The sequence below is a fragment of the Mycobacterium sp. genome (genome assembly GCF_965229265.1).
In the GTDB taxonomy this organism is placed as follows: domain Bacteria; phylum Actinomycetota; class Actinomycetes; order Mycobacteriales; family Mycobacteriaceae; genus Mycobacterium.
In genome coordinates, this window is the sequence record NZ_CBDDIY010000011.1 from 624,996 (window position 1) to 651,311 (window position 26,316).

The window sequence follows — 26,316 nt, forward strand, 5'->3', positions numbered from 1 at the left end:
GAGGCGGCTATGACCACCCAGACCCCCAAGGCGCCGGCCACCGCTGCCGAGCAGCCGGCACCGGCCAATCGCCGCACGCTACCCGAGATCCCGGTGTGGCGGCGCAAGCTGCGCCCCTACCTGTTGTCGATCCCCGCCCTGGTGATCGTCATCGGAATCCTGTACCCCTTCGTCGTCGGCGCCTACTACGCCTTCCTGAACTACGCCGCGGTCAACCCCAATCCGCAGTTCGTCTGGTTCAAGAACTTCGCCTCGGTGCTCGGCGACCAGGTGTTCTGGCAGAGCGTGAAAGTCACCGCGATCTTCGCGGTGGTAGCCACCGCGGTGGAAACCTTTCTCGGCGTTGGGCTGGCACTGCTGCTCAACCGGTCCAGCATCATCGGCAAGATCTTCGAGAAGGTGCTGATCCTGCCCTTGATGATCGCACCGGTGATTGCCGGCGTGATCTGGAAGCTGATGTTCAACCCGCAGTTCGGCATCCTCAACCATGTTCTGGGACTGGGCAACACGTTCGACTGGCTGTCGGGCACCACCGCACTGTGGTCGGTGATCCTGGTCGACGTCTGGATCTTCACCCCGTTCGTGGCGATCCTGGTGCTCGCGGGCATCCGGTCGCTGCCCCGGGAGCCGTTCGAGGCCTCCGAAGTCGACGGCGCCGGCTGGTTTTATATGTTCCGCAAGCTGATGCTGCCGATGCTGTGGCCCTACATCCTGGTGGCGGTGATCTTCCGCTTCATGGACAACCTGAAGGTCTTCGACCACATCTTCGTGCTGACCGCCGGCGGGCCCGGGGTGGCCACCCGCACCCTGCAGATCGGTGCTTTCGAGGACTCGATCATCAACCTCGACTACTCGCGGGGAAGCACCTACATGCTCCTGCTCTGGATGATCGTGTTCATCACCGCGCGCTACCTCGTGAGCGTGCTCGGCAAGGCGCAGCGCCGCGCTGCGGGAGCGGAGTCCTAAACCATGGCACTGTTGACGCGACGCGAGCTCCTCCCCGGCCAGAAGCGCTTCGCCATCGGCTCGGTGGCCGCTGATATCGGCCTGATCGGATGGTTCATCTTCTCGCTGTTCCCGATCGCCTGGATGGTCATCCTGGCGCTGAAGAACACCGAGCAGCAGACCACCACCTACTTCTCCTTCAGCCCCACCTGGTCGAACTTCGCTACCGTGTTGTCCAACAAGGGCACCGAGATGACCAGCGTGGACTTCAAATCCGCGATGCTGACCAGCCTGATCAACTGCGGCGGCGCGGTGATCGTCTCGTTGGTGATCGGTATCCCGGCCGCCTACGCGGCAGGGCGCTGGAAGTACCGGGGCAGCGAGGATCTGATGTTCCAGATGCTGTCCTTCCGATTCGCCCCCGAGCTGATGGTCATCGTCCCGCTGTTCGTGATCTACAACCAGATCGGGCTGTTCGACACCAAGGTCGGGATGATCTGGGTCCTGCAGCTGGTGACCATGCCGCTGGTTGTCTGGATCCTGCGGTCCTACTTCCAGGACCTGCCCGAGGACCTCGAGCACGCCGCACTGCTCGACGGCTACACCAGGCGGCGGGCCTTCCTGATGGTGGCCCTGCCGATGGTGCGCCCCGGCATCGCCGCGGCCGCCCTGCTGGCGTTCATCTTCGCCTGGAACAACTACGTCTTTCCGCTGATCCTGGCCGACACCAACGCCGGTACCGTCACCGTGGCCATCACGAAGTTCCTCGGCGGCGGCGGGCAGGCCTACTACAACCTCACGGCGGCAGCCGCGGTCATCGCCGCACTGCCACCACTGATCCTCGCCCTGACCATTCAGCGCTACCTGGTCCGGGGCCTGTCATTCGGGGCGGTGAAAGCCTGATGGCTACAGTATCTTTGGCCAACCTGCGCAAGACGTATGGCAAGACCACGGCCGTGGACGGGCTGACCGTCGACATCGCCGACGGCGAGTTCTTCGTCATCCTAGGCCCCAGCGGGGCGGGCAAGACCACCACGCTGAAGTCGATAGCCGGCCTCGTCGACATCGACGGCGGGTCGGTGCACATCGGGGGCGTGGACGTCACCCGGGTGGAGCCCTACCACCGCAATGTGGCCATGGCATTCGAAAGTTATGCGCTCTATCCGCAGAAGACGGTAAGCGAGAACCTGGCATCCCCGCTGAAGTCCGGGCGCACCGGCAAGTACACCGAGGCCCAGCAGAAGCAGCGGATCGACCAGGTCACCACCACGCTTGGAATCAATCACCTGCTCAACCGATTTCCGCGCGAGCTGTCTAACGGTCAACGCCAGCGGGTGGCGTTGGGTCGCGTGCTGGTGCGGCCCGCCGACGTCTATCTGCTCGACGAGCCGCTGAGTCATCTGGACGCCAAGCTGCGCGCGGCGATGCGCGCCGAACTCAAGCAGATCGGCGCGATGTCGAGCACCACCACCGTCTACGTCACCCACGACTATCAGGAGGCTCTGGCGCTGGGCGATCGGATCGCGGTGCTGCGGCACGGCGCACTGGTGCAGATCGGAACGCCCGAGCAGATCTGGCGTGCGCCCGCCGACACCTTCGTCGCCCGGGCGCTCGGACAGCCCGAGATCAATATCCTCGACGGCGTCGTCGACGACGGACGGATCCGGCTCGGCGACGGGACGATTGACGTCCCAGTCCCGTCGGGGGCGCGGGTGGACCGGGGGGACCGGGTGCGAGTGGGGTTGCGGCCCTGCGATATCAACGTCGTCGCCGACACCGATGCCACCGCGCAGCTACGGGGCCGGGTGAAACTTGCCGAGCGGCTCGGCCGCAATGTCGAACTCACCGTCGAGCTGGGCGGGGCGCTGTTGATCGTGCTGGCATCGGGGCGTGAGGGCGTCGGTGAGGGGGCCTTGGTGGCGATGACGATCGCCGACTCCGACATCCATGTCTTCGCCGCCGACGGTGGTGAGGCGGCCGGCCACACCGCCAGCCTGCGAACCGGCGACCGTGACACCACGTTGGAGGCAGCACAGTGAGCATCACCACCGAACAGCCGCGTCGGGTGACCGATGGTGCGGCGGGCGCCGCCAAGAGCCTCACCCTCAGCGACCTGGTGAAGACCTACTCGTCGCGGGGCCGCGACAACGTCACCGCCGTCAAGGGCATCAACCTGTCCATCGCCGCCGGCGAGCTGGTGGCGCTGCTGGGGCCGTCCGGCTGCGGCAAGACCACCACGCTGCGGATGATCGCTGGCCTGGAAACAGTGACCAGCGGTTCCATCCGGATCGGGGACCGGGAAGTTTCCCAGCTGCCCGCCGCCAAGCGCGGCATCGGCGTCGGGTTCGAAAGCTATGCCCTTTACCCGCCGATGTCGATCCGTGACAACCTGCTCTACGGGCTGAAGGCGCGCAAGGTCAAAGGCGCCGAGGACATGGTCGCCGCGATCAGCCGCAGGCTGGAGATGGACGACCTGATGGACCTGCGGCCCGCCGGGTTGTCGTCCGGGCAGAAGCAACGCGTCGCACTGGCCCGCGCCCTGGTGCGCAACCCGCCGGTGCTGCTACTCGACGAGCCGCTGAGCCACCTCGACGCGTCGGCGCGCCAGCGAGTGCGGCGTGAACTGAAGATTCTGCAGCGCGAATTCGGCTACACCACCATTGTGGTGACCCACGACCAGGTGGAGGCGCTGTCGCTGGCCGACCGGCTGGCGGTGATGGACGCCGGGGTGGTGCAGCAATTCGGCACGCCCGACGAGGTTTTCGACGACCCGGCCAACCTGTTCGTCGCACAGTTCGTCGGCGAACCGCAGATCAACATCCTGCGCGGTGTCGTTCGCACCGACAACGGCCAGGCGCACGTCGAAATCGGTTCCGGTGCTGGGCGTCTGGCTACCACCGTCACCGGTGTCGCCGACGGTACCCGCGTGACGGTGGGTATTCGTCCGCAGGACGCGGCGATCATCACCGCCACCGCGCCGGGTGCCGGCATCAGTTGCACCGTGGCCTATTTCGAGCATCTGCTGGAGTTCGGACTGGCCACCAGCACGGTGTCCGGGATGGAAGAGGGCATCGTCGTCCAGACGCCGCCGCAGGACACCTACGGGCCCGAGCAGAAGGTCGCGGTGACGGCCCCGCCGGAGCGGGTGTACCTGTTCGATATCGACAGCGGGGAGCGACTGCGATGACCAAGTTGTTCAACGATCCGGCCCGCTTCACCGAGGACATGCTGGTCGGGTTCCTCGACGCCAACGCCTCCTACGTGGTCGGGGTGTCCGGCGGCGTGGTGCGGGCCAACGAGACCCGGCCCGGCAAGGTCGCCGTCGTCATCGGCGGCGGGTCGGGACACTATCCGGCGTTCTGCGGGACGGTCGGCCCTGGTTTCGCCGACGGCGCCGTGGTGGGCAACATCTTCACCTCCCCGTCGGCCGAGGATGCCGCCGGTGTGGCCCGCGCCGCGCACGGCGACGCCGGTGTGCTGCTGACCACCGGCAACTACGCCGGTGATGTGATGAACTTCGGGCTGGCCGTCACCCAACTGCGCAGCGAGGGAATTGACGCCGAGTACTTCGCCGTCACCGACGACGTGGCCAGTGCCCCGAAGGGCGACGAGAGTAAAAGACGGGGTATCGCAGGCGATTTCACGGTTTTCAAATGCGCCAGTGCCGCCGCCGAGGAGGGCCTGGACCTGGCCGGGGTGGTGGGTGCCGCGCAGGCGGCCAACGCCGCGACGCGCACCCTCGGGGTGGCGTTCGACGGCTGCACCCTGCCCGGTGCGCACGGTCCCTTGTTCACCGTTCCCGAGGGCAAGATGGGCCTGGGGCTGGGTATCCACGGCGAGCCCGGCGTCGCCGAACAGGACATGCCGACCGCCGCTGCGCTGGCCGCCACGCTGGTCGACGGGGTGCTGGCCGATGCGCCGGCCAGTTCGTCGCAGCGGGTTGCGGTGATCCTCAACGGTCTGGGCCGCACCAAATACGAAGAGTTGTTCGTGGTGTGGGCCGACGTGGCGCGGCTGCTGCGGGAACGCGGTTACACGATTGTGCAACCGGAGGTGGGCGAACTGGTCACCAGTCTGGATATGGCCGGCTGTTCGCTGACGGTGATGTGGCTCGACGAGGCGCTGGAGCGCTACTGGACCGCCCCCGCTGACACCCCGGCCTACAAGAAGGGCAGCCGCGCAGGCGATCCCGATACCGGTGCCCGGCGCACCGCCTCGACCGAGGCCGGTGTCGCCACGCCGGATCCGGCTGATCTGTCTGACGACGACGGACGCGACGGCGGCCGGCTGGTGGCTCGCATGTTCGACGCGATGGCCGCGATGCTCGCCGACGCCGAGGACGAGCTGGGCCGTATCGATGCGGTTGCCGGCGACGGCGACCACGGCCGCGGCATGGTGAAGGGGTCGGCCGCGGCGCGGCAGGCCGCCAACGACGCCGTCGGCCGGGGAGCCGGGCAGGGGTCGGTGTTGACCGCGGCGGGCACCCAGTGGGCGGCCAAGGCCGGCGGCACGTCCGGAGTGCTGTGGGGTGCGTTGCTCAGCGCGCTGGGCGCCCGGCTCGGTGACACGGGTCGTCCGGAGCCGGCGGCGATCGCCGCGGGGATGCGCGACGGCTATGACGCTCTGACCCGGCTTGGCGGCGCCGCGCCCGGGGACAAGACCATGCTCGATGCGCTGCTGCCATTCGTCGACGAGCTCGAACGCCGGGTCGCGGCAGGGGAGACCTGGCAGGACGCCTGGCGGTCGGCCGCCGATGTTGCCGCGCAGGCCGCGCGGGATACCGCGGACATGCGCCCCAAGGTCGGCCGGGCCAGGCCGCTGGCCGATCGCAGCGTCGGCACCCCCGACGCCGGGGCGACATCACTGGCGATGTGCGCCCGCACCGTAGCGGAGTGCTTCACGCTTACAGCCAAGGGAGACAACGGATGAGTGACGGACTCCGGATTGTCGTCGGAGCCGACGACGCCGGCTACGAGTACAAGGAAGCCCTCAAGAGCGACCTGTCCGCCGACCCGCGGGTGGCCGAGGTGATCGATGTCGGCGTCGGAGCCGAGGAGGACACCGCCTATCCGCATGTGGCCGTCACGGCCGCGCGGATGATCGCCGAGGGCAAGGCCGATCGCGCCTTGCTGGTCTGCGGTACCGGGCTGGGTGTGGCGATCAGCGCCAACAAGGTGCCCGGGATCAGGGCGGTCACCGCGCACGACAGCTTCTCGGTGGAACGCTCGGTGCTGTCCAACAACGCGCAGGTGCTGTGCTTCGGGCAGCGGGTGATCGGGCTGGAGCTGGCCCGCCGGCTGGCCAAGGACTGGCTGGGATACCAGTTCGATCCGGCCAGCGCGTCGGCGGACAAGGTCGACGCGATCTGCGGTTACGAGCCCGTCGCGCCCTAACCAGCCCGCCGGTGTTTAAGGGTCCGAGCGGCTGGGAACAGACTCGGTGGGCGCGGCGCGGCGCCCCCGAGACGTGACACTGAGAGGCCCGGTCCCTGGACAAGGGACCGGGCCTTTCGTCCGCCCGAGGTAGGTTTCACAGCATCGTGTCTGCCCCTGAACCGCTGGTCGCCGAGGTGTCGGCGTTGCTGGACGCCGTCGCGGGGCGGCTGGTTGTCGGCATCACCGGCGCGCCCGGCGCGGGCAAGTCGACCGCCACCGCTGCGCTGGTCAGCCTGTTCGACGGTGCGTCCTGCGTTCCGATGGACGGCTTCCACCTGTCCAACGCTGTGCTCGACCGGCTTGGCCGCCACGAGCGCAAGGGGGCCGCCGACACCTTCGACGCCGCGGGATATGTGGCCACCCTGCGGCGGGTGATCGACGCCTACGGCCGCCGCGATGTCTACGTGCCGGCGTTCGATCGGCGTCTGGATGAACCGGTGGCCGCCGGCCACGTCGTGCCCGCCGACAGCAGGTTGGTGGTCACCGAAGGTAACTACCTCGGCCTGCCCGACGGTGACTGGGCCGGCGTCCGGCCGCTGCTGTCGCGGCTGTACTACATCGACTGTCCGGCTTCGGTGCGACGGGCCCGGCTGGTGCAACGGCACATCGACGGTGGCCGCAGCGCCGCGGCGGCCGCGGCGTGGGTGGACACCGTCGACGAACCCAATGCCCGTCTGGTCGCGACGTCGCGGGAGTTCTGCGACGCGGTGTTCGACTGACTGTGACGACGGGGTCACTCGCCGACAGTAACCAGGCGGCGGAACCCGGCCGGGTTTTCCGCCATGGCGTTACGGTCGGCGACTAGCAGCAGCGTGGTGTCGGACTGGTGTCGGTGGTGTGGTGACGCATCCGCCAGTACTGGGCCTCGGTGAGCACCGGCTCGCCGGGGTGGGTGCGTCCGCGGTGTTCGACGTATCGGCGGTAGTGGCTGTCGCCCATCAATGCGCCGACGTACCAACGGATCTGGCGTGCTGCGCGGGTAGCGCGTCCCATTGCTTCTGCACCTCCTTCTCGGCGGCCGTGGTGATCAGGCCAGACGGCCCGAAAATTCGCGAGCGCACCGGCGTTTCCTCGGCCAGCGGCCGGCCCCCGCCGCGGATTGCCCGCACCGACATGACCACCCCGGCGATGACCACGATGATCACCACCACCGCGAACACGATGGACAGCGTGCCCTGGATGAACGTGTTGCGGATGACGTCGTGCAGCTGGTCGGCGTTCTTGGCCGACCCGAAGGACGTTTTCCCGGCCTGCTCGGCGCCGCGGTACTGGAAATGCTGGGTCCAGTAGCCGAGTTTGGGATCGCCGGAGAAGATCTTCTGCCAGGACGCGGTCAAGGTGACCGTCAGGTCCCAGGCAAGCGGAACCGCCGGGATCCACGCCCACTTCAGCAGGCCCTTCTTGATCACCACCACCGTCACCACGGTCAGCGCGATCGCGGCCAGCAGCTGGTTGGCGATACCGAACAGCGGGAAGAGCGTGTTGATCCCGCCGAGGGGATCGGTCACCCCCATCAGCAGGATCGAGCCCCAGGCCGCGACCACGATCACGCTGCATGCCCAGGCGCCAATCCGCCAGCTCGGGTTGTGCAGCCGCTTGAACGGTCCACCCAGATTGGCCAGGCCGTCGGACAGCATGAACCGGGCCACCCGGGTGCCGGCATCGACGGTGGTCAGGATGAACAGCGCCTCGAACATGATCGCGAAGTGGTACCAGAACGCCTTCAGCGCCGCACCGCCGAACACCTGATGCAGCACCTCGGACATGCCGAAGGCCAGCGTGGGTGCACCGCCGGTGCGCGACACGATCGACTCCTCACCGACGCCGTCGGCAGCCGCGGTGATCTGGTCGGCGGTGATCGGCGCGCCGGACAGACCCAACCCGTTGACGTATTTCGCCGCGGTCTCAGCGGTCGCACCGGTCTGGGCTGACGGGGCGTTGATGGCGAAATACAGGTGCTGGTTGAGGATCGCGGCGGTGATCAGCGCCATGATCGCCACGAACGACTCCGTGAGCATGCCGCCGTAGCCGATCAGCCGCATTTGACTTTCCTTCTCCAGCAGCTTGGGCGTGGTGCCCGAGGAGATCAGGGAGTGGAAACCCGACAGCGCGCCGCAGGCGATGGTGATGAACAGGAAGGGGAACAGGGAGCCGGCGAACACCGGGCCCGCACCGCTGGAGGCGAACTGGGAGATCGCCGGCGCCTGCATGATCGGCCGGGCCAGCAGGATGCCGACCGCCAGCAGCGCGATGGTGCCGACCTTCATGAACGTCGACAGATAATCGCGCGGCGCCAGCAGCAACCACACCGGCAACACCGAAGCGGCCAAGCCGTAGATGATGATGCACCACGACAGGGTGACCTTGGACAGCGTGAACCAGTCTGTGCCCCAATCGGTCCCGGCGACCCAACCGCCGCTGGCCACGGCCAGCAGCAGGAGCACGACGCCGATCAGGGACACCTCCGAGACCCGGCCCGGCCGGAAGAACCGCAGATACAAGCCCATGAAGATCGCGATCGGGATGGTCATCGCGATGGAGAACACGCCCCACGGGCTTTCGGCGAGCGCCCCGACCACGACCAGGGCCAGCACCGCCAGCAGGATGACCATGATGACCAGGACGCCGATGATGGCGGCGGCACCGCCGACGGCGCCGAGCTCGTCGCGGGCCATCTGCCCCAGTGAGCGTCCGCGCCGGCGGGTGGAGATCGACAGCACCAGGAAGTCCTGGACGCAGCCAGCGAAGACGGCCCCGACGATGATCCAGATCGTGCCGGGCAGGTAGCCCATCTGCATGGCCAGCACCGGGCCCACCAGCGGGCCGGCCCCGGCGATGGCGGCGAAGTGGTGGCCGAACAACACCCGCCGGTCGGTGGGCATGTAGTCGGTGCCGTTCTCGAAAATCTCAGCGGGCGTGGCGTGGTCGTCGCGCGGCCGGACGATCTTCATCTCGATCAGCCGGGCATAGAACCGGTATCCGATGACGTAGGTGCAGATCGCGGCGATCACGAACCACACCGCATTGACGGTCTCGCCGCGGAAGAACGCGATGATGGCCCAGGCGATCGCCCCGAGGACCGCGACGGCGCCGAAGATCAGCTTGTGCCGCGTCGTGATCGGTGACCGGTCGAGGATCGCGACCGGCGGTAGATCCTTATCGGTGCGGATGTAGGTGACGTCGCCCCTGGTCTCCTTGATGTGTTCCGACGGCGCGGTGGTCGGTGAAGCCACAAGTGTCCTCCCTTGCAAGACGTAGCGGGGCGAGCGTAGCGACGGGAAATTCGCAGTGCCCGGCCATGTCCTGCATCTTTTCATTCACAGGTTCGCCCGTTCGGAGAACACCGAAACGCCGCGTCGCTATTGGGGTGGGTAAGCTCCAGCTCTCTTAGTGTTACCACAAGTTTCTCTTAATTTTCTTAATGTTGGGGTACGGTCGCTGCACAGCGCGTTCGAACGGAGGTGGCCGCGATGGCCGAGCAGGGTTCACCAGCGGTGGTTCTCGGAGCAGGTATCGGGGGACTGCTGGCGGCACGCGTGCTCTCGGAGTTCTATCCGTCGGTCACCGTCGTGGAACGTGATGCACTGCCCAGTCGCGCCGACCAACGCACGGGGGTACCCCAGGGGCGGCATCTGCACAGCCTCCTCAGCCGCGGCACACAGGTGATCGGCGAGCTGTTCCCGGGCATTCTGGACGAACTTGCAGCGGCCGGTGCTGTCGTCGACGACGGTGAGGACCTGTCGAGGATCTACGTGCGGGTCGGAGGGTATGAGCTGAATCCCGCGGGCCGCCTAGCCGATCCGATGTCTTTGGCGGCATATCAGGTCAGCCGTCCATTACTGGAGTTCCATCTTCGTCGGCGGGTGGCCTCGTTGGCTAACGTCACGATCCTGGATCGCCGCAACGTTGTGTCACCGGTGATCGCGGGGGATTCCGTCACCGGTGTGCGAATGATCAATCGCGACAGCGGCATCGCCTCGACTCTGTCGGCCGACCTGGTGGTGGATGCATCGGGGCGTGCGGGGCGTACGGCACACTTCTTGGCCAGTCAGGGCTTCGGCGTCGTGCCAGAAGACGAGGTCCCGTCCAGCGGCGGGTATTCGAGCCAGTTGCTGCACATCCCGCCGGGGCGCATTGCGCAGCGTTTGGCCTTCGTCAACCAGGGCAGCCGGGCTCGGGGAGCGCTCCTGGTCGCCTATGAACACGACACCTGGATGCTGGCGATCTCCGGTCCGGCAGAATCTGGCGGTCCGCCACGGGACTTTGCTGAAATGCTCCAATCGGCGCAGCGTTTGCTGCCGGCAGACATCGTGGCCGTCCTGCGCGACGCCACGTGTGTGGGAGAGATCTCGATCTCCCGCAACACCCGCGCCGTGTGGCGACGCTACGATCGCATGCCGCACCTGCCTTCCGGTTTCGTGATCGTCGGCGACGCGCTCTGCAGCCTCAATCCGATACAGGGACAGGGTATGACGATGGCCGCACTGCAGGCACTCTCGCTGCGCGACTGCCTGCGTGCAGGTGACGCCGATCTGCCACAGCGCTTCTATGCGGCCGCCGCCGAACACATCAGACCGGTGTGGGCAGCCAACCGGGCGAACGATCAGCCGGCTCCTGCGCGGGAACATGCCTCGGCGCGGCGATTGAACGCCCGGATTCAACATGCGGCGCTGCGGGCGGCGAGCACGGATATCCCTGTCGCCGAGCGGATTTTACGGGTCCGCGGTCTTATCGACCCCCCGACGCGGCTACGGGAGCCGGCGTTCTTGGCGCGGATCTTGCTCGCCAATCTGCGGCACCCGCGCCCCGAACACTATGCCCCGGCCACGCCGGTCCATTCGTCGGTCAGCCACAGCGACGAGCGGGAGATCCGCGCGCTCGTCGACGGTCAGGCCAAGCGCCGCCCAGGCCGAACCGAGATCACCCGGCTGCGTTATCTGACGCCTGATGTGGCGCTGATCCAAGCGCGCGCCGCGTTCGCTGGCCGGTTGCGCTGCGGGAAGCGGCGTAACACCAGCGTCGCCGTGCGCACCGAACACGGCTGGCTGCTCGCTTTTTCGCAGAACACCGCCTACTGAAACGGAGACCCTCACATGCTCCAGCTGACATATCGCACGGCTCGCGCACGGGTGAGTGAACTGGCCGCCACGCTCAGCGACGAACAGCTCCACCGGCGGGTGCCCGCCACCCCACGATGGACGGTGCACGAGCTGTTGGCACACCTGGTCGGTTGTGCGTCCGACGCCGTGACCGGACGGTTGGACGGTGTGACGAGCGATCAGTGGACGGCACGTCACGTCCGGGAGCGCCGGCGAACCGCGGTCGGCGAACTGATGGACGAATGGGATCGCATCAGCGCCGCCGCCGACGCCAGCCTGGCGGACGAGCAGCTCTACGGGCCCAACCTGGCCATTGACACCATCTGTCACGAGGCGGATTTGCATGAGGCACTGGGACTTCCACGGGTGGACCGCGAACATTGGCAACCCTTCCTGGACGTGACGATGGCGTACCTGGGTAGGCAACTGCGGCACAGCACCTGCCTGATCATCGAGGATGAGCAGGGACAGCAGTGGAGTTGCGGCTCCGGGCAACCGACTACGCGGCTGCGGGCCGACGGCTATGAACTGTTGCGCGCCAACCTGAGCCGGCGCTCGCTGCGCCAGATTGCCGCCTGGGACTGGACATCGGCACCCACCGAGGAGATGCTGCACGGATTCGGGGTCTTCGGGACGCGGGTTGATGACCAGCCCGTCCCGGCGCACTAGCCGCGTTCGTAGAACGCCCGCACCGTATCTATCGTGTCGGCCTCGGTGGCGCTCTTGTCGTCGCGGTAACGCAGCACGCGGGCAAAGCGCAGCGCCATGCCGCCGGGGTAGCGGCTGGAGCCCTGAACGCCGTCGAAGGCGATCTCGACCACCTGCTCGGGACGCAGCGGCACCACGTACTGGTCGAGGTCGCCGGCCGCGAGTTCGGTGAACCGCGCCGTCTGCCAGTCCAGCATCGCGTCGGTCATACCCTTGAACGTCTTGCCCAGCATCATAAAACCGCCGGTGTGTGGATCCCGGGCGCCCAGATGGATGTTGGACAGCTTGCCGGTACGCCGTCCCGAGCCCCACTCCACGGCCAGCACCACCAGGTCCAGGGTGTGCACGGGTTTGACCTTCAGCCAGCCCGATCCCCGCCGGCCCGCTTCGTACGGCGAGGCCGGTGACTTGGCCATTACACCTTCGTGGCCGGCGGCCAGTGTGACGTTCAGAAAATCTTGCGCCGCAACGGAGTCGGCGGTGATGATCCGGTCGACGCGTTGCTCGTGCGGCACGATCGTATCGAGCTTGGCCACCCGCGCGTGAGCCGGTTCGTCCAGCAGGTCGACACCGTCGAGGTGCAGGATGTCGAAGAAGAACACCGAAAGTGGTTGCGCGGCGCGGGCGGCGGCCACGTCGATGCTCCTGCCGAACCGTGATGCGGTGACCTGGAACCGGTGCGGGCGCCTGTCGGGCCGTAGGGCGATGGCCTCACCGTCGGCGATGAGCTCGGTGACCGGCAGGGCCAGGGCCGCCTCGACCACCTCGGGCAACCGGGCGGTGACGTCCTCCAAGCTGCGGGTGTAGACCGTTACCGCGTCGCCGCTGCGGTGGATCTGCACTCGGGCGCCGTCCAGCTTGGCCTCGAATACCGCTTCACCACCGAGCCGTTCGAGGGCCTCGGCGACCCCGTTCGCGGTCTGGGCGAGCATCGGACCGACCGGTCTGCCCACCCGCAACGTGAACTCGCTGAGCGCCTGCGCACCACCGGTCAGGGCCAACGCCGCGACGGCGGGCAGGTCACCGCCGAGCATGGCGGCGCGGCGGACCGCGGCGGCGGGCAGGCCGGCCGCGGCAGCGACCGCGTCGGCCATGACCCCGGCCAGGGCGCCCTGGCGCAGTTCGCCGCCGAGCAGCCGGCGCAGGAACAGCTGCTCGGATTCGGTCGCCGCGGCGAACAGCCCGGCGATGAGTGCGGCGCGCCGGCCTTGCGACCCTTTACCGGCGACGGCCCCGATGTCGGTAAAGGTGGCGTCGACCTCCGGCACGGTCAACGACGGCCGGTCGGCGGGGTCGGGAAGGGACCGCAGCGCCGCCCAGCCGACCCCGATCTGGCGTTGCGGGAGCTCCCCGGACAGCCAGGACACCACGATCCGCACCAATGCCGGGTCGCCCGCCGTGGCGAGCAGGTCGGCGATGCGTCTCACCTTGGCCAGCCGTGACGACGTCGCCGTGACGTCGAGGGAGGCGGCGGCGACATCGCCGAGCAACAACATGTCCCCAGGTTGGCACGGCCCCCCGACAACCAACCGTCAGGTGACCCCGAAGGAGACCGAATGCCAGCCCGTCGCGCCGTCGGGTACCGGGAGGGCCTGGTCCTGCGTCTGCACCGCGCCGGTGTTGTCGGTGGCGCGAACCGTGATGGCGTGGGTGCCGCTCTGGGTGGCGTTCCACGGGAAGCTCCACAACCGCCAGGTGTCGTTGGAGTAGGCCGCGCCGAGCTGGGCCTGCTGCCAGGGCCCGTCGTCGATCCGCACCTCGACGGCTTTGACGCCCCGATCCTGGGCCCAGGCCACCCCACCGAAGGTCACCGGGCCCTTGGCGACCGTCTGGCCGTCGCGCGGGACGTCGATGCGTGACTCGGTCTTGATCGGGCCCCGCTCGGACCAGCCGAGTTTCGTCCAGTAGGCCTGGGCCCGGTCGAAACGGGTCAGCTCCAGGTCGACCACCCACTTGGTGGCCGACACGTAGCCGTAGAGCCCGGGTACCACCAGCCGGGCGGGATAGCCGTGCTCGACGGGGAGCGGGACGCCGTTCATCCCGACCGCCAGCATGGCGTCGCGTCCGTCGGTCAGTGCCTCCACCGGGGTGCCCGCGGTGAACCCGTCCGTCGACGTCGAGAGCACCATGTCGGCGTCCGGGTGGATTCCGCTGTCACGCAACAGGTCTCTGATCCGGTAGCCAGTCCAGGTGGCATTCGAGATCAGGTTGCCGCCGACCGGGTTGGATACGCACGTCAGAGTCACGGCCATGTCGATGGGCTGGAACTTCTGCAGATCCTCGAAGGTGTAGGTGATCTCGCGGTCGACCATGCCGTGGATGCGCAGCCGCCAGTCGGCACGCGACAGTTGCGGCACGCTCAGTGCGGTGTCGATCCGGTAGAAGTCGGCGTTGCTGGTGATGAAGCTCGGCAACTCGACGCCGGTGGGTGCGACGTCGCCGGGCACCGGCGGCGCCGGTGACGGCACTGACGGCAGCGCGAAGCCCTCCCGGTCGCCGGACACCGAGTGCAGCCGGCGAGTGATCACCACTCCGGCGACACCACTGATCAAGCCGAGCCCGGCGAACCCGAACGTCACCAGCGACAACCGCCGGCCGGGATCGACGCCGGCGGCCTCGGTGGCCGCGGTGGCCTGGCCCTCGCTGATGCGGCCCGAGGTGAGCAGCCGCAGCACCGCGATACCGCAGACCGCCCCGACCAGCGTCGGGATGATGTCGGCCGGGTGGGCCCCGGGCCGGGCCAGGACGGCTGCGCTCCCGGCTACCGCACCGGCCAGGATCGCCAGCGTGCCCACCGGCACCCGGGTACGTTCCCAGATCGCTGCGACGGCGGCCAGCACTCCGATCACCGCGAGTACCGCCACCGTGAGGAACAGCTTGTCGGCGGTGCCGAACGTCTGGATCGCCCATTCTTTGACCGGGCCGGGGGTCAGGTTGATGACCGCGGTGCCGACGGCGGTGCGGGCGTCGGCTGCGGGGGAGAACAGCACCGCCAACAACTGCGCCACGCCGACGGCCACCGCAGCCGCGGCGATACCCGCGCCCATCCGCAGACCAACGCTGGTTCGGGCCATGTCGCCAACCTACCGCCGACCTGCCGCCGAGGGGGCGACCCACATTCATTACCAGTCGATGACGAGCGGTAACGTCCTTACCGATTTGGAACTGAAAGCTGCACGGTAAGGGCTGAGGCGGCTTCGACAACAGGAGGAATCGGATGGAGATCTCGGGCAAGAAAGTGGTTGTCGTGGGCGGCGCCTCGGGCTTCGGGCGGGCCAGCGCCGAGCTGTTGTCCTCCCGCGGGGCCGCGGTGGCGGTTCTCGACCGGGAGGGGAGCGACGGTGCCGAGGTCGCGGCCGGCCTCGGCGGCCCGTTCTTCGGAGTCGACGTCACCGACTTCGCGGGCACTGAGAAGGCGCTGCAGGCGGCAGTCGACGCGCTGGGCGGATTGCACGTCGTGCTGACCACCGCGGGCGGCGGCGGCGCCGAGAAGACTCTCGGCAAGAACGGCCCGCACAGCCTGGAGACCTTCCGCAACACCATCGACCTGAACCTGGTGGCCAGCTTCAACATCAGCCGGCTCGCCGCCGCACACATGGCCGCCAACGAGCCCGAGGACGAGGAGCGCGGGGTCATCATCAACACCGCCTCGATCGCCGCGTTCGAGGGTCAGATCGGCCAGATCGCCTACACCGCCGCCAAGGCGGGGATCGCCGGGATGTGCCTGACCATGGCCCGCGACCTCGGGTCGCTGGGCATCCGGGCGCTGGCCATCGCGCCGAGCTTGTTCGCCACCGGCCTGACCAAGGGCATTCCCGACGAGTTCGCCGCGGCACTGACCAAGGATGCGGCGTTCCCCAAGCGGTTGGGCCGGCCCGAGGAGTTCGCCAAACTGGTCGCCGCGATCGTCGACAACCCGATGCTCAACGGCCAGTGCATCCGGCTGGATGCCGGGCAGCGTTTCGCGCCCCGGTGAGATCACGCCGAGCCCCGTCGCCGACGGCTGTGGTAAGGCAGTAGGCAAGGCACCGCCGCCTCGAGGAGGACCCGATGGGTATCGCACTGACCGACGATCACCGTGAACTCGCCGATGTGGCGCGTTCGTTTCTGACCGCTCAGAAGGCCCGCTGGGCCGCCCGCGAGCTGCTCGACGCCCCCGATGAGGCCCGTCCGGCGTTCTGGCCGGAGCTGGCCGAACTGGGTTGGCTCGGGCTGCACATCGACGAGCGGTACGGCGGCTCGGGGTTCGGCCTGCCGGAGCTCGTGGTCGTCATCGACGAACTCGGCCGTGCGGTGGCACCAGGACCGTTCGTGCCGACCGTGGTGGCCTCGGCCGTCATATCGGCGGTGGGCAGCGATGAGCAGAAGGCCCGTCTGCTGCCCGGTCTGGTCGACGGTTCGGTGACCGCCGGCGTCGGGTTCGACGGTGCCGTCACCGTCGCCGACGGCACGGTATCCGGCGACGCGGGTGTGGTGCTCGGGGCCGGCCTGGCCGATTTGCTGCTGCTGATGGCGGGGGACGACGTCGTGGTGGTGGAACGCAGCGCCGACGGGGTGTCGGTCGAGGTGCCGGGAAACCTCGACCGCACCCGGCGCTCCGGCCGGGTGACACTGCACGACGTGGCCCTGACCGGCGGCGTTCTGGCCGGTGCGCGTTCGGCGGCGCTCGCCCACGCCCGCACGCTGTTTGCGGCCGAGGCCGTCGGCGGGGCGTCGGACTGCGTGGACACCGCCGTCGAATACGCCAAGGTGCGTGAGCAATTCGGCCGCACCATCGCGACCTTCCAGGCCGTCAAGCATCACTGCGCCAACATGCTCGTCGCCGCGGAGTCGGCGGTCGCCACCGTCTGGGACGCGGCAAGGGCGGCCGGAGGCAACGACCGGCAGTTCGAGTTGATCGCCGCCGCCGCAGCCACATTGGCCTTCGGTGCCTACGTCCGCAACGCCGAGCTCAACATCCAGGTGCACGGCGGCATCGGGTTCACCTGGGAACACGACGCGCACCTGCACCTGCGGCGTGCGCTGACCGTGCAGGCCCTGCTCGGCGGGGACGGTCCGGCCACCGACGTGTTCGAGCTGACCGCGGCGGGGGTGAACCGGGCCAACAGCCTTGACCTGCCCGCCGAGGCCGAGCAGTTGCGCACCCAGATCCGCGCCGACGCGGTCGCCATCGCGGGTCTCGACGACAAGGCACAACTCGACGAGCTGATCGCCACCGGATATGTCATGCCGCACTGGCCCAGCCCGTGGGGGCGCGCGGCCGGCGCGGTCGAGCAGCTGTTGACCGAAGAGGAGTTCGCCGCGGCCGGGGTGAAAAGGCCGGACTACGGCATCACCGGCTGGGTGATCCTGACCCTGATCCAGCACGGAACCGCTTCGCAGATCGAACGATTCGTGGAGAAGGCGCTGCGCAAGGATGAGATCTGGTGTCAGCTGTTCTCCGAGCCCTCGGCCGGTTCGGACGCCGCCGCGGTCAAGACCCGCGCCACCCGGGTCGACGGCGGCTGGAGGATCAGCGGGCAGAAGGTCTGGACCAGCGGTGCGCACTACTGCAAACGCGGCCTGGCCACCGTGCGTACCGATTTCGACGTGCCCAAGCACGCGGGCATCACGATGGTGATCCTGGACATGGAGGCGCCCGGGGTCGAGGTGCGCCCGCTGCGGCAGATCACCGGCGGCTCGGAGTTCAACGAGGTGTTCTTCAACGACGTGTTCGTTCCCGACGAGGACGTGGTCGGGGAGCCGAATGCCGGCTGGACGGTCGCGCGGGCCACGCTCGGTAACGAGCGGGTCAGCATCGGCGGCGGTGCGGGCGGCATCGCGCCGGCGTCGGCCTGGTTGGTCGACCTGGCCAACCGCAACGGTGGCCGGGTGGTCGGCGCAACACAGCGGGTCGGCCGGTTCCTGGCCGAGGACCATGCGCTGCGGCTGCTAAACCTGCGCCGGGTGGTGCGAAGCATCGAAGGCGCCGGGCCGGGCCCGGAAGGCAACATCACCAAACTGAAGCTGGCCGAGCACTTTCAGGAACAGGGGGCGATCGCCGCGGCGCTGGTCGGTCCCGAGCTGGTGCTCGAAGGTGGCGAAGGTGAGCTGGCGGCCCGCGCGGCGATGGGGGCGCGCGGCATGGCCATCGCGGGAGGCACCTCGGAGGTCACCCGCAACCAGATCGCCGAGCGCATCCTCGGGATGCCGCGGGATCCGCTGATCAAGTAGGCGCCTTCGGGCACGGCGACAAGACTCAGGCCGGCCGCGGCTATCGCACCTTGCCGAACCGCACGGTGATGTCGCGGTATTCGGTTCGGACGGCATTCTTGTCGAGCTTGCCGTTGGGCAGTCGCGGCAGCGGATCACTGCGCAGCACCACGTAGCGCGGGATCTTGTAGTCGGACAACACCTTCTCGCAATGGTCGACCACCGCCGACTCGTCGAGCCCGGATCCGGGCGTGAGGCAGATGATGGCGGCCGGCGTCTCACCGAAGCGTGGATCCGGCGCGGCGATGACGGCGACCTCAGCGACACCGCCGAGACTGCCGATCGTCGACTCCACTTCGACCGGCGAGATGTTGATCCCGCCGGAGATGATGAGTTCCTTCATCCGGTCGAGGAAGCGGACCCGGCCGTGTTCGTCACCGACACCGAGGTCGCCGCTGTGCAACCAGCCGTCCCGGATGGCGGTGGCGGTGGTCTGCGGGTCGTTCCAGTAACCGGGCGTGACGCCGGGGCCGCGGACCACCAACTCGCCCGGCTGCCCGGGCGGCGCCATGCAGCCGTCGTCGGTCATGACCCTGACTTCGGTGAAGATCGAACCGGCACCGCAGGAGTCGGGGTGGTCTAGGGCTTCGGCCTTGACGGTTGCCGTCGCCACCCCACCGGCTTCGGTCATTCCGTAGATCTGGCGCAGTAGTACGCCCTTCTCGGCCCAGCGGCGCAGGAGGTCGGCGGGCACCGCCGCTCCACCGACGATGGCGGTCTGCAGCGAACTGAGGTCGGCGTCGACGAACTCAGGGGTGCTGGAAAGCGCTTGGAAGATCAACGGCACCCCGAAAAGCGCTCGCACCGAGTGCCGTTCGATCAGCTGGACGGCTCGCGCTGGATTGAGTTCGGGCTCCACGATCAGCGTCCCGCCGAGGACGGTGGTCATCAGCACTCCGTAGACGAGTCCAGGGGTGAAGGCGAGCGGTAGCACCAGCAGTGTGACAGTCCCTGGCCGGAAACCCTCCTCGGTCAACGTGTTCTCCAGGACCATGCCCATCAGGGTTTGGCTGGTCAGGATCACGCCCTTGGACAGACCGGTCGATCCGCTGGTGAAGATCACCGCAATCGGGTCCAGGACATTCGGCTCGACGACGAAGTCGTCGGGCTCGCCGACCTGGCACGCCGTGATCCCGTCGAAGCCCCACACGACGAACTCGCGGCCACCGGCACGTGCCTCGCCGGCCACGCCGACATGGCTGGGTGCGGCGATGACGGCGCTGATGTCGGCATCGTCGGCGATCTTGCGAATCTCGGCCGGTTTGAGCCGGGAATTCAGGGGGACCAGCACCGCGCCGCTCTTCATGATCGCCAGCGCGGCGACCGGCCACTGCAGCGCATTGGGCGCCAGCAGGCCGATGCGGTCACCGGGCTTGACTCCGTCGTCGGCTAGCTTGCGCGCCAGCCGGCTTGTCCAGTCGTGCAATTGGCGATAGGTCAGCCGGTCCTCACCGACCACCAGCGCGTCGCGGTCACCTTCAGTGCGAGCCCACCACCGCAACGCCGAGGCCATTGATGCGACCATCGTCCTCCTCCGTACGTGCTGTTCTGAGATCAGATGGTGGCCGTTGAGCCGAACAGGGTCGAACTGACCAATGGTGCCATGGGCCCGCCGATCAGCAGGGAGACTTCGGCGCCGGATACCGGATTGGCCGAACCGCCCCGAACCTGGCGCACGGCTTCGGCGACGAGGCCGATTCCGTGCACGAATCCCTCGGCGATGTTGCCGCCGGCCGTGTTGATCGGCAGGTCACCGGTCTCGACGGTCAGATTCTCGACGGTCATGACCTCCCCGGCGGCGGGCCCGGGTGGGCAAAGGCCGTGATCGATCATTGCTGCCACCGCCGGTCCGGTGAAGTTCTCGTACACCTGCGCGACGTCGACATCCCGCGGCCCCATCCCGGCGCCGTGCCACAACCGCTCGACCAGGGCAGGGTGGAAGCCCGCGCTGGTGTAGCGATCTTCGTTCTCGACCGACTCCGACCAGCCGGACGCCGCTCCCTGGACACCGGACAGGATGTAGGCGGGTTCACCGCGATAGTCGGCGGCGCGCTCCGCGGCCACGACGAGAATCGCCGTCGCCCCGTCGTTTTCGCGCGAACAGTCGAAGAGGCGAAGTGGCTCGGAGATCAACCGGCTGTGCTGATACTGATCATGGTCCAGCGAGCGGCCGTAGGCGACTGCGCGGGGATTGTTCTGCGCGTGGTGGTAGCCCGCGAGAGCCACCGCCTCGAGTGCCGATGCCGGAACCCGATCGACCTCCAGCATGCGTTGGGTGCGGAGTGCGCAGACCTGCGCGGGCGCGATCGCACCATGGGCCGTGTAGAGATGGCCCATGTGGCCTTTGTTGAAGGCGCCGCGTCCGTCGGTGCGTTCGCTGAGGCCTCGATACACCACCACACACTGCGCCTGTCCGCTGTAAACGGCTGCAGCTGCGCAGTTCACGGCCGCGGCGACGGCGCCACCGCCACCTCCCCAGACCTGGGTCGACCAGCGCACCTCGTGGACACCGAGGGCCGCGCCGATCGCCAGGCCCTCGCTGGAATCTCCTGCGTAGGAGACGAATCCATCGATCGACTTTGGGTCGGCGCCCGCGTCGCGACAGGCGGACAGAATCGCCTGCAACACCAGCTGGGCCGACGAGAACGGACTCGTCCCTCGCTTGTAGTAGTCGGTAGATCCGACACCGACCACAGCTGTGGCTCCACGGAAGGCGCTCATTGGGGCGTCCCGTCGAGGTGCCAGCGGATCAGCGGCCAGTGCCCGCTGCCGTCGGGTGGCTGTTCGATCTGGCCGCGCACCGCCGCCCCGATGACTGGTGTCACACCGTCGGCGTGGGCCAGCACCCCGAGCACGCGCCGTCCCCCGGCGCCGGGCAGCTCGACCAACACGACGAGGTAGGGCAAGTGTCCCCGGCTCTCCGGGGAGAAGGGCTGCCAGGTGCGAGTCCACGAGTAAACGGTGCCCGCGGGCTGCACCGGCATCCACCGCAGGTCGAAGCTGTGGCAGTTCGGGCAGAGCCAACGGGGCGCCCAGATCCAGGTGGTGCAGGCCCCGCACTGTTGCAGTAGAAGGCGGCCGGCCCGCAACCCTTCCCAGTGCGCGGCGTCGACCCCGTCGTCGGACGGTCCGGTGAGGTTCATCCACGGCGGGGTGTCGGGGATGTTGCGCACGTGCAGGACTCGCCACGTGCCGTCGTCGAACAGCAGCCAGCGGCTGCGCAATTCGAACCAGGTGTCGTCGGGCTTCGTGTAGCGGATGATCGCGTCGTAGCGGCCGTCGCCGGCATCGGTGATGCTGCGGACCTGTGAACCCGCCAACTGGTTCGGGACGTCCGCCGACGCGATCAGCTGGCCGATGCGATCGGGCATGAAGTCCGCCAGCACCGCGCGATTGTCCGCGGCGGCAACGGCTTTGCCGTGGGCAGCCACCGTCGTCATGAGTGAGCTGGGTATCGCGGTGGTGACTTCGGTGGTCAAGAAGGTTCCCCTATGTGGTAGCGCACGTCGGTCCGGTCGTGGTGGAAGCCGGCCAGCCGGGCGGCGGTCACCATGGTGAGATCGTTGGAATCGACGTGGATGAGCGCAGCATCCAGGCCGGCTTCGTGCACCACGACCGAGATGCCGTCGAGGAGGCGGCGCAGCGCGCCGGCCGGCGCCGAGGGGGAGTGGTCGAGGCGTTCGACGACGGCGCACGCGCCGTATTCCTCGGAGTCGACCGGGGTGCGGTTCACAATTGCTTCGCCCACCACGCGGCCGCCTTCCCGTAAGACGAAGCGCCGGCCGCCGGCGCTGGTTCCGCTTGGCTCGAGCACCGGGCTGGCTGCTCGCTCCCAGTGGGGCGGGGTGGCGCGGATGAGTCGCCAGACCCGCCTGGTACGGGGAATCAGGAAGCGACTGCTCAGGCGTCCGGTCGCCGGGTGATTGCCCCTGGCCCAGGATGTGACGGTGTGTGCACCGGTGCCCAGCCACCCGTCGGGGTCGGAGGTGTCGAGGCCGAGTCGTTCGAGTAGGAGGGTCACGATCCCGATCGAACGCAGCCGGGGATCGACGACGACGGTGGCCTCGGCCACCCCGGGGGCAGTGTCGGTCATCCGCAGCAACCCGGCGATACGCTCCGGGGCCTCCCGCTGCGCCATCGCGGTGGCATACGGCAGCATCCAGATCACCAGATGACGGCTGGCTGCTCCGACGGCCATGGCGTGCTGCACATCTGCGAAATCGATTGTGCTGTAGCCAGGCTCAGCGTCGTAGTTCGCCGCCCGGTCGAGGAGGTCTGCGAGCTGGTCCGCCTCGTCCGCACTGAGCTCGGTTCGCCATTCATACTTGATCATCGGCTCGTCACGAGGCGCCGGCCCGGCCCTCGGCGAGCAGCTTGCCGATCTCGCGGTGAAACACCTGATTGGCAATCTCGTTGCGGCCCAGCAGCATCTCGCCGGCATCCACGCTTGTCATCCCCTGCTGCGAGTTGCGCAAGAGGGGGAAATCCTCGCTGTGCAACACGGTCAGCAGGATCTGCCAGTTCTTCTCCCATCGCTTGGCCCAGCGCTGCTCGTCCCACTCGGACTCCTCGACCGGAGGCACCATGAGCCGTTGCTCCATGCGCGACTTCGTCGGGTCGCTGGGGTGCGGCCGGAACGTCAACAGCTGGAAGTGGTCCGGTTGGCGCAGCAGTGTGCTGTTGGGCAGCAGGAAGTGTGTCTCGGTGACGTAGGGATCGAGCGGAACGTCACCGGGGTCCTCCTCCAGCCATCGATCGATCGTCTTGCGCGGCGCTATGAAGCGGCAGTGCCTGCCGAAGTCCTCAAACGCCATCACGTTCGTGTGGATGATCTTGCCGGCGGAATTGGGGTGTGCATATTGGATGTGATAGCCGTCGAGGAACGCGTCCTGCATGATCTTCCAGTTCGTCGGTTCGTCGAAGCCCGCCGCCCGGAAGCAGACCAGGTTTTCCAGCTGGTAGCTGGCCAGGATGGCGTCCATCTCGGGGCCCAACCACTCGGCGACATCGATCGACGCTTCCGCGCTGTCGACGATCCAGACGAGACCGTGGCGCTCCTCGCAGGGCAGTTCGACAAGTCCTTGGCTGCTTCGGTCGATGTCACCGAAGGTGTTGTCCCGGGTGATCATTCGCAACGATCCGTCTGGGTCATAGGACCACCGGTGGTAGGCGCAGGAGAAGAATCGGCAACGCCCTTTCTCATTCTCCTCGAGGAGGGCACCGCGATGTCGACACAGATTGACGAAAGCCTTTACACCACCGTCTTTTTGGCGCACGACAAGAACGTTGTTTCGTGGCATTTGGATCGTGATGAAGTCATACGGCTTGGCGATCTCACTGCCGTGGGCGACGATCGACGGCACCCGGCCGAAGACGAGGTCACGCTCCTGCTGAGCCAGAACGGGATCGGTGAACTCCTCGGCGCCGAAGCGTACGACATCGTCGAACTTGTCCGTAGTGTCGTTGCGCAACAGTTCGATCGCGCGCCTGATCCGATCGGGGCGCGGCAGTGATGTGGTCATGGCGTCCTCACTTCTCTGGCGTGAAGGTGATCGGCATACGGTGACAGCCGCGCACCTGTGTGGAGTGGAAGATCGGCGGGTCGGTCTCGACGAGCTGGTAGTCGGGAATCCGCCGGTGCAGTTCTTCCAACGCGATGGACAGTTCGAGCCGGCCCAGATGCGAACCCAGGCATCGGTGTGGGCCCGCACCGAAGGAGAGGTGCCGGTTGGGGAATCTACTGGTATCGAAGGTTCCGGGTGCCTCGAAGAGGTCGACATCCCGGTTCGCCGTGCACAACAGCAGGATCATCTGGTCGTCGCCGGACAGCTGCACACCGCCCAATTCGACATCATGGGTCACCCGGCGGCCAGGCGTCACGGCCGCCTCGATGCGCAGAACTTCCTCGACGGCTTTGGGCAGCAGCTCCGGATCGTCGATGACCGCTTGGCGCTGAGCAGGATTGTTGACGAAGTGCACCACCGACCATGCCAGCGAACCCTGCACGGTGTGCAGCCCGCCCATCAACAGCAGGAAGAACATCCGGAACAGTTCTTCGTCGGTCAATGCCCGGGTTCCGCCGGGCAGTGCCACCTCGGTGTGGATCAGCTTGGACGTCGGGTCCTCTCCGGGGTTGGCCCGACGCTCGGCGATGACGGTGTGGAAGTACCCGGCGATCGTCATCGCCGCGGTCATCATCACCTGGTCGGACTCTTCCTTGGTGCCGTTGGGCTTGCCGAACAACACCGCATCAGTAGCTTCGGTGAACATGGCGACATCCGAGATGGGCCAGTCCATCAGTGCCAGGAAAACCCGGGCCGGAAGCTCATGGGCGAATTCCGAGATGAACTCCGCATGCCCCCTGGAGGCGAACGCGTCGATCAGTTCGTTGACCACCCCGCGAATCTCTTCCCCGAGGCGCTTCATGCGTTGCGGACTGAACAGCGGCTGCAGGGCGTGGCGGTATGCGGTGTGCTCGGGCGGATCGAGCTCCAGCGGGATGAACCGGCCGAAGTCCGCCGGCGTCACCAGATTGTTGGGGTAGCTCGAGAAGCTCTCCGGATGGGTGAGGACTTCGTAGATCTCCTGATAGCGGGTCACGATCCAGTGCCCGCCGTGTGCGGTCGAATACACCACCGGCCCGATCGCGGCCAGTTCGGCCATCCTCTCCTGCATCACGTCGACGGGTAGGGCCAGATCGGCGTCGTAGACGTCGAAGTCCGTAATCAGGTGCGCGGGAACCTTTTCAATCGTGGTCATCTCGGTCTCCTCGTAGTCCGGTCAGGCGATGGGCTCAGGGTTGAGGTCCTGCGGGAACCACATGCCGACACGGGCCAACGTGCCCCCGTCGGTGGACCCGAGCGTGGCGCCGGAGATGTATGCGGCGTCGTCGGAGACGAGGAACAGTGCCACCTTGGCGTTGTCGGCCAACGACGGCGGCCGCTTGAGCTTGAGCGGGATCGGGGAAACGCTGGGGTCCCACTCGCCGGCCGATTCCTCATAGGACATTCCGACGACGGGCGAGCCCGGGGGCAGCAGGAAGTTGGGTGACATCCCGTGTGTCGGGGCGATGGCGTTCACTCGGATGCCGTAGCGGCCGAGATCGAGGCTCAATGCCCGGACCAGTCCGTTGACCCCGGCCTTCGTGGCGCAGTACAGCGCAATGTTGGGGTACGCCACCAACGATGCTGCCGAGGAGGTGGCCAGGATGGTGCCGCCACCGTTGGCCTTGAGGTGGGGGATCGCGGCCTGGGCGGTGTAGATGACGCCGCTGAGGTTGACCCCGACCACTTCGTTCCAGTCGTCCTCGGTCATGTCTTCGAAGGCGACGGGGTCACCGATGCCCAGTGTCGCGGAGCCGCCGCGGGACACGATTCCGGCGTTGGCCCAGGCGATGTCGAGCTTGCCGTAGTGATCGACCGTCTGGTCGATCGCGGCTTTGATCTGAGCCTTCTCGGAGACGTCCGCGGTGATCGCGATGGCGTCGCCGCCGTCTTCGGTCACCAGCTTGAGGGTCTGTTCAGCCCGGTCCGAGTCGATGTCGACGATGGCGACCTGGGCGCCTTCGGCGGTGAAAAGTTGTGCGCACTGCCGGCCCAGTCCGGAACCGGCGCCGGTGATGACGGCGACTTTGCCCTCGAGTCTCATGCCTTCGTCCGTTCCTCTTCGTTGACGATTGCCGTGGTCTTCTGTCGAGGCCGCGGCCGCTTTCGGGGTGACGCCGGGTGGGGTGTGACGGCCGCCACGCCGGGCGCTAGAAACCTTACAGCTATAGATTTAGACCGTCAATCGCCGGCTCGAGGTGTCCGCGGACGGCCGGGGCGTGGCCGGAAAATCCGAGGGCATTGCGCTCGCGCGGATGTGAAACTTATGGTCTT

Annotated in this window: 22 protein-coding genes; 11 read left to right on the top strand and 11 right to left on the bottom strand. The window is 67.6% G+C overall.

Annotated elements, in window-relative coordinates:
• Window positions 1-9 precede the first annotated feature (9 nt).
• The 7 genes from ADBZ9K_RS15495 (at window position 10) to ADBZ9K_RS15525 (ending at window position 7,099) form a co-directional block, all read left to right on the top strand.
• Complete coding sequence (locus ADBZ9K_RS15495) at window positions 10-966, top strand: carbohydrate ABC transporter permease (protein WP_526621924.1); 957 nt, start codon at window positions 10-12, stop codon at window positions 964-966.
• A 3-nt stretch (window positions 967-969) separates the two neighbouring features.
• Window positions 970-1,848: a carbohydrate ABC transporter permease gene (locus ADBZ9K_RS15500; RefSeq protein WP_526621925.1), complete on the top strand. Its 879-nt coding sequence runs from the start codon at window positions 970-972 to the stop codon at window positions 1,846-1,848.
• Window positions 1,848-2,984 carry an ABC transporter ATP-binding protein gene (locus ADBZ9K_RS15505; RefSeq protein ID WP_526621927.1) on the top strand — a complete coding sequence of 379 codons (1,137 nt, stop codon included), beginning with the start codon at window positions 1,848-1,850 and terminating at the stop codon, window positions 2,982-2,984. The genes ADBZ9K_RS15500 and ADBZ9K_RS15505 overlap by 1 nt, the downstream gene beginning before the upstream one ends.
• Window positions 2,981-4,132: an ABC transporter ATP-binding protein gene (locus tag ADBZ9K_RS15510; RefSeq protein ID WP_526621929.1), complete on the top strand. Its 1,152-nt coding sequence runs from the start codon at window positions 2,981-2,983 to the stop codon at window positions 4,130-4,132. Before ADBZ9K_RS15505 ends, ADBZ9K_RS15510 begins: the two co-directional genes overlap by 4 nt.
• Complete coding sequence (derK, locus tag ADBZ9K_RS15515; protein WP_526621930.1) at window positions 4,129-5,874, top strand: D-erythrulose 4-kinase; 1,746 nt, start codon at window positions 4,129-4,131, stop codon at window positions 5,872-5,874. The genes ADBZ9K_RS15510 and derK overlap by 4 nt, the downstream gene beginning before the upstream one ends.
• Complete coding sequence (locus ADBZ9K_RS15520; RefSeq protein WP_526621932.1) at window positions 5,871-6,338, top strand: ribose-5-phosphate isomerase; 468 nt, start codon at window positions 5,871-5,873, stop codon at window positions 6,336-6,338. The genes derK and ADBZ9K_RS15520 overlap by 4 nt, the downstream gene beginning before the upstream one ends.
• A gap of 146 nt (window positions 6,339-6,484) precedes the next feature.
• Window positions 6,485-7,099 carry a nucleoside/nucleotide kinase family protein gene (locus ADBZ9K_RS15525; RefSeq protein ID WP_526621934.1) on the top strand — a complete coding sequence of 205 codons (615 nt, stop codon included), beginning with the start codon at window positions 6,485-6,487 and terminating at the stop codon, window positions 7,097-7,099.
• A gap of 82 nt (window positions 7,100-7,181) precedes the next feature.
• On the opposite strand, the gene ADBZ9K_RS15530 is transcribed toward ADBZ9K_RS15525, so the two are convergent.
• Together ADBZ9K_RS15530 and ADBZ9K_RS15535 are read right to left on the bottom strand one after the other, a co-directional pair.
• Complete coding sequence (locus tag ADBZ9K_RS15530; protein ID WP_526621936.1) at window positions 7,182-7,319, bottom strand: CstA-like transporter-associated (seleno)protein; 138 nt, start codon at window positions 7,317-7,319, stop codon at window positions 7,182-7,184.
• Window positions 7,319-9,613: a carbon starvation CstA family protein gene (locus tag ADBZ9K_RS15535; RefSeq protein ID WP_526621938.1), complete on the bottom strand. Its 2,295-nt coding sequence runs from the start codon at window positions 9,611-9,613 to the stop codon at window positions 7,319-7,321. Before ADBZ9K_RS15535 ends, ADBZ9K_RS15530 begins: the two co-directional genes overlap by 1 nt.
• A gap of 237 nt (window positions 9,614-9,850) precedes the next feature.
• On the opposite strand from ADBZ9K_RS15535, the gene ADBZ9K_RS15540 reads away from it, so the two are divergent.
• Entirely contained in the window at window positions 9,851-11,458 is a 1,608-nt protein-coding gene (locus tag ADBZ9K_RS15540; protein ID WP_526621940.1) for an NAD(P)/FAD-dependent oxidoreductase, read from the top strand.
• A 15-nt stretch (window positions 11,459-11,473) separates the two neighbouring features.
• Complete coding sequence (locus ADBZ9K_RS15545) at window positions 11,474-12,148, top strand: maleylpyruvate isomerase family mycothiol-dependent enzyme (RefSeq protein ID WP_526621942.1); 675 nt, start codon at window positions 11,474-11,476, stop codon at window positions 12,146-12,148.
• On the opposite strand, the gene ADBZ9K_RS15550 is transcribed toward ADBZ9K_RS15545, so the two are convergent.
• Both ADBZ9K_RS15550 and ADBZ9K_RS15555 read right to left on the bottom strand, forming a co-directional pair.
• The gene (locus tag ADBZ9K_RS15550; RefSeq protein WP_526622686.1) at window positions 12,145-13,680 is read right to left on the bottom strand and encodes an ATP-dependent DNA ligase; all 1,536 of its coding nucleotides are present in this window, start codon (window positions 13,678-13,680) and stop codon (window positions 12,145-12,147) included. The two genes, ADBZ9K_RS15545 and ADBZ9K_RS15550, sit on opposite strands and share 4 nt — an antisense overlap.
• A gap of 39 nt (window positions 13,681-13,719) precedes the next feature.
• Entirely contained in the window at window positions 13,720-15,261 is a 1,542-nt protein-coding gene (locus ADBZ9K_RS15555; protein ID WP_526621944.1) for a molybdopterin-dependent oxidoreductase, read from the bottom strand.
• A gap of 143 nt (window positions 15,262-15,404) precedes the next feature.
• On the opposite strand from ADBZ9K_RS15555, the gene ADBZ9K_RS15560 reads away from it, so the two are divergent.
• Both ADBZ9K_RS15560 and ADBZ9K_RS15565 read left to right on the top strand, forming a co-directional pair.
• A complete protein-coding gene (locus tag ADBZ9K_RS15560; RefSeq protein WP_526621946.1) occupies window positions 15,405-16,163 on the top strand; it encodes an SDR family NAD(P)-dependent oxidoreductase in 759 nt (252 codons plus the stop codon).
• Window positions 16,164-16,237: 74 nt separating this feature from the next.
• On the top strand, window positions 16,238-18,400 hold the full coding sequence (locus ADBZ9K_RS15565) for an acyl-CoA dehydrogenase family protein (protein ID WP_526621948.1): 2,163 nt from the start codon (window positions 16,238-16,240) through the stop codon (window positions 18,398-18,400).
• 40 nt (window positions 18,401-18,440) lie between these two features.
• Here ADBZ9K_RS15565 and ADBZ9K_RS15570 read toward each other — a convergent pair whose 3' ends face one another.
• The 7 genes from ADBZ9K_RS15570 to ADBZ9K_RS15600 are packed head-to-tail and all read right to left on the bottom strand — an operon-like array spanning window position 18,441 to window position 26,086.
• Complete coding sequence (locus tag ADBZ9K_RS15570) at window positions 18,441-19,964, bottom strand: class I adenylate-forming enzyme family protein (RefSeq protein ID WP_526621950.1); 1,524 nt, start codon at window positions 19,962-19,964, stop codon at window positions 18,441-18,443.
• A 29-nt stretch (window positions 19,965-19,993) separates the two neighbouring features.
• Window positions 19,994-21,160: a thiolase family protein gene (locus ADBZ9K_RS15575; RefSeq protein WP_526621952.1), complete on the bottom strand. Its 1,167-nt coding sequence runs from the start codon at window positions 21,158-21,160 to the stop codon at window positions 19,994-19,996.
• Complete coding sequence (locus tag ADBZ9K_RS15580; RefSeq protein ID WP_526621954.1) at window positions 21,157-21,918, bottom strand: Zn-ribbon domain-containing OB-fold protein; 762 nt, start codon at window positions 21,916-21,918, stop codon at window positions 21,157-21,159. The genes ADBZ9K_RS15575 and ADBZ9K_RS15580 overlap by 4 nt, the downstream gene beginning before the upstream one ends.
• On the bottom strand, window positions 21,915-22,772 hold the full coding sequence (locus tag ADBZ9K_RS15585; protein ID WP_526621956.1) for a hypothetical protein: 858 nt from the start codon (window positions 22,770-22,772) through the stop codon (window positions 21,915-21,917). The genes ADBZ9K_RS15580 and ADBZ9K_RS15585 overlap by 4 nt, the downstream gene beginning before the upstream one ends.
• 7 nt (window positions 22,773-22,779) lie before the next feature.
• Complete coding sequence (locus ADBZ9K_RS15590; protein ID WP_526621957.1) at window positions 22,780-23,961, bottom strand: aromatic ring-hydroxylating oxygenase subunit alpha; 1,182 nt, start codon at window positions 23,959-23,961, stop codon at window positions 22,780-22,782.
• 7 nt (window positions 23,962-23,968) lie between these two features.
• A complete protein-coding gene (locus ADBZ9K_RS15595; protein WP_526621959.1) occupies window positions 23,969-25,198 on the bottom strand; it encodes a cytochrome P450 in 1,230 nt (409 codons plus the stop codon).
• Between the two features lie 21 nt (window positions 25,199-25,219).
• Window positions 25,220-26,086, bottom strand: coding sequence for an SDR family NAD(P)-dependent oxidoreductase (locus tag ADBZ9K_RS15600; RefSeq protein WP_526621960.1), 867 nt, complete (start codon window positions 26,084-26,086; stop codon window positions 25,220-25,222).
• Between the last annotated feature and the right edge of the window lie 230 nt (window positions 26,087-26,316).

Excerpts from the sequence above, each read along its gene's own strand:
- ADBZ9K_RS15505 (WP_526621927.1), top strand. The coding sequence starts at position 1,848 with ATGGCTACAGTATCTTTGGCCAACCTGCGCAAGACGTATGGCAAGACC.
- derK (WP_526621930.1), top strand. The coding sequence starts at position 4,129 with ATGACCAAGTTGTTCAACGATCCGGCCCGCTTCACCGAGGACATGCTG.
- ADBZ9K_RS15565 (WP_526621948.1), top strand. The coding sequence starts at position 16,238 with ATGGGTATCGCACTGACCGACGATCACCGTGAACTCGCCGATGTGGCG.
- ADBZ9K_RS15520 (WP_526621932.1), top strand. The coding sequence starts at position 5,871 with ATGAGTGACGGACTCCGGATTGTCGTCGGAGCCGACGACGCCGGCTAC.
- ADBZ9K_RS15560 (WP_526621946.1), top strand. The coding sequence starts at position 15,405 with ATGGAGATCTCGGGCAAGAAAGTGGTTGTCGTGGGCGGCGCCTCGGGC.
- ADBZ9K_RS15530 (WP_526621936.1), bottom strand. The coding sequence starts at position 7,319 with ATGGGCGACAGCCACTACCGCCGATACGTCGAACACCGCGGACGCACC.
- ADBZ9K_RS15570 (WP_526621950.1), bottom strand. The coding sequence starts at position 19,964 with ATGGTCGCATCAATGGCCTCGGCGTTGCGGTGGTGGGCTCGCACTGAA.
- ADBZ9K_RS15575 (WP_526621952.1), bottom strand. The coding sequence starts at position 21,160 with ATGAGCGCCTTCCGTGGAGCCACAGCTGTGGTCGGTGTCGGATCTACC.
- ADBZ9K_RS15500 (WP_526621925.1), top strand. The coding sequence starts at position 970 with ATGGCACTGTTGACGCGACGCGAGCTCCTCCCCGGCCAGAAGCGCTTC.
- ADBZ9K_RS15545 (WP_526621942.1), top strand. The coding sequence starts at position 11,474 with ATGCTCCAGCTGACATATCGCACGGCTCGCGCACGGGTGAGTGAACTG.
- ADBZ9K_RS15590 (WP_526621957.1), bottom strand. The coding sequence starts at position 23,961 with ATGACCACATCACTGCCGCGCCCCGATCGGATCAGGCGCGCGATCGAA.
- ADBZ9K_RS15495 (WP_526621924.1), top strand. The coding sequence starts at position 10 with ATGACCACCCAGACCCCCAAGGCGCCGGCCACCGCTGCCGAGCAGCCG.
- ADBZ9K_RS15585 (WP_526621956.1), bottom strand. The coding sequence starts at position 22,772 with ATGATCAAGTATGAATGGCGAACCGAGCTCAGTGCGGACGAGGCGGAC.
- ADBZ9K_RS15540 (WP_526621940.1), top strand. The coding sequence starts at position 9,851 with ATGGCCGAGCAGGGTTCACCAGCGGTGGTTCTCGGAGCAGGTATCGGG.
- ADBZ9K_RS15555 (WP_526621944.1), bottom strand. The coding sequence starts at position 15,261 with ATGGCCCGAACCAGCGTTGGTCTGCGGATGGGCGCGGGTATCGCCGCG.
- ADBZ9K_RS15595 (WP_526621959.1), bottom strand. The coding sequence starts at position 25,198 with ATGACCACGATTGAAAAGGTTCCCGCGCACCTGATTACGGACTTCGAC.
- ADBZ9K_RS15600 (WP_526621960.1), bottom strand. The coding sequence starts at position 26,086 with ATGAGACTCGAGGGCAAAGTCGCCGTCATCACCGGCGCCGGTTCCGGA.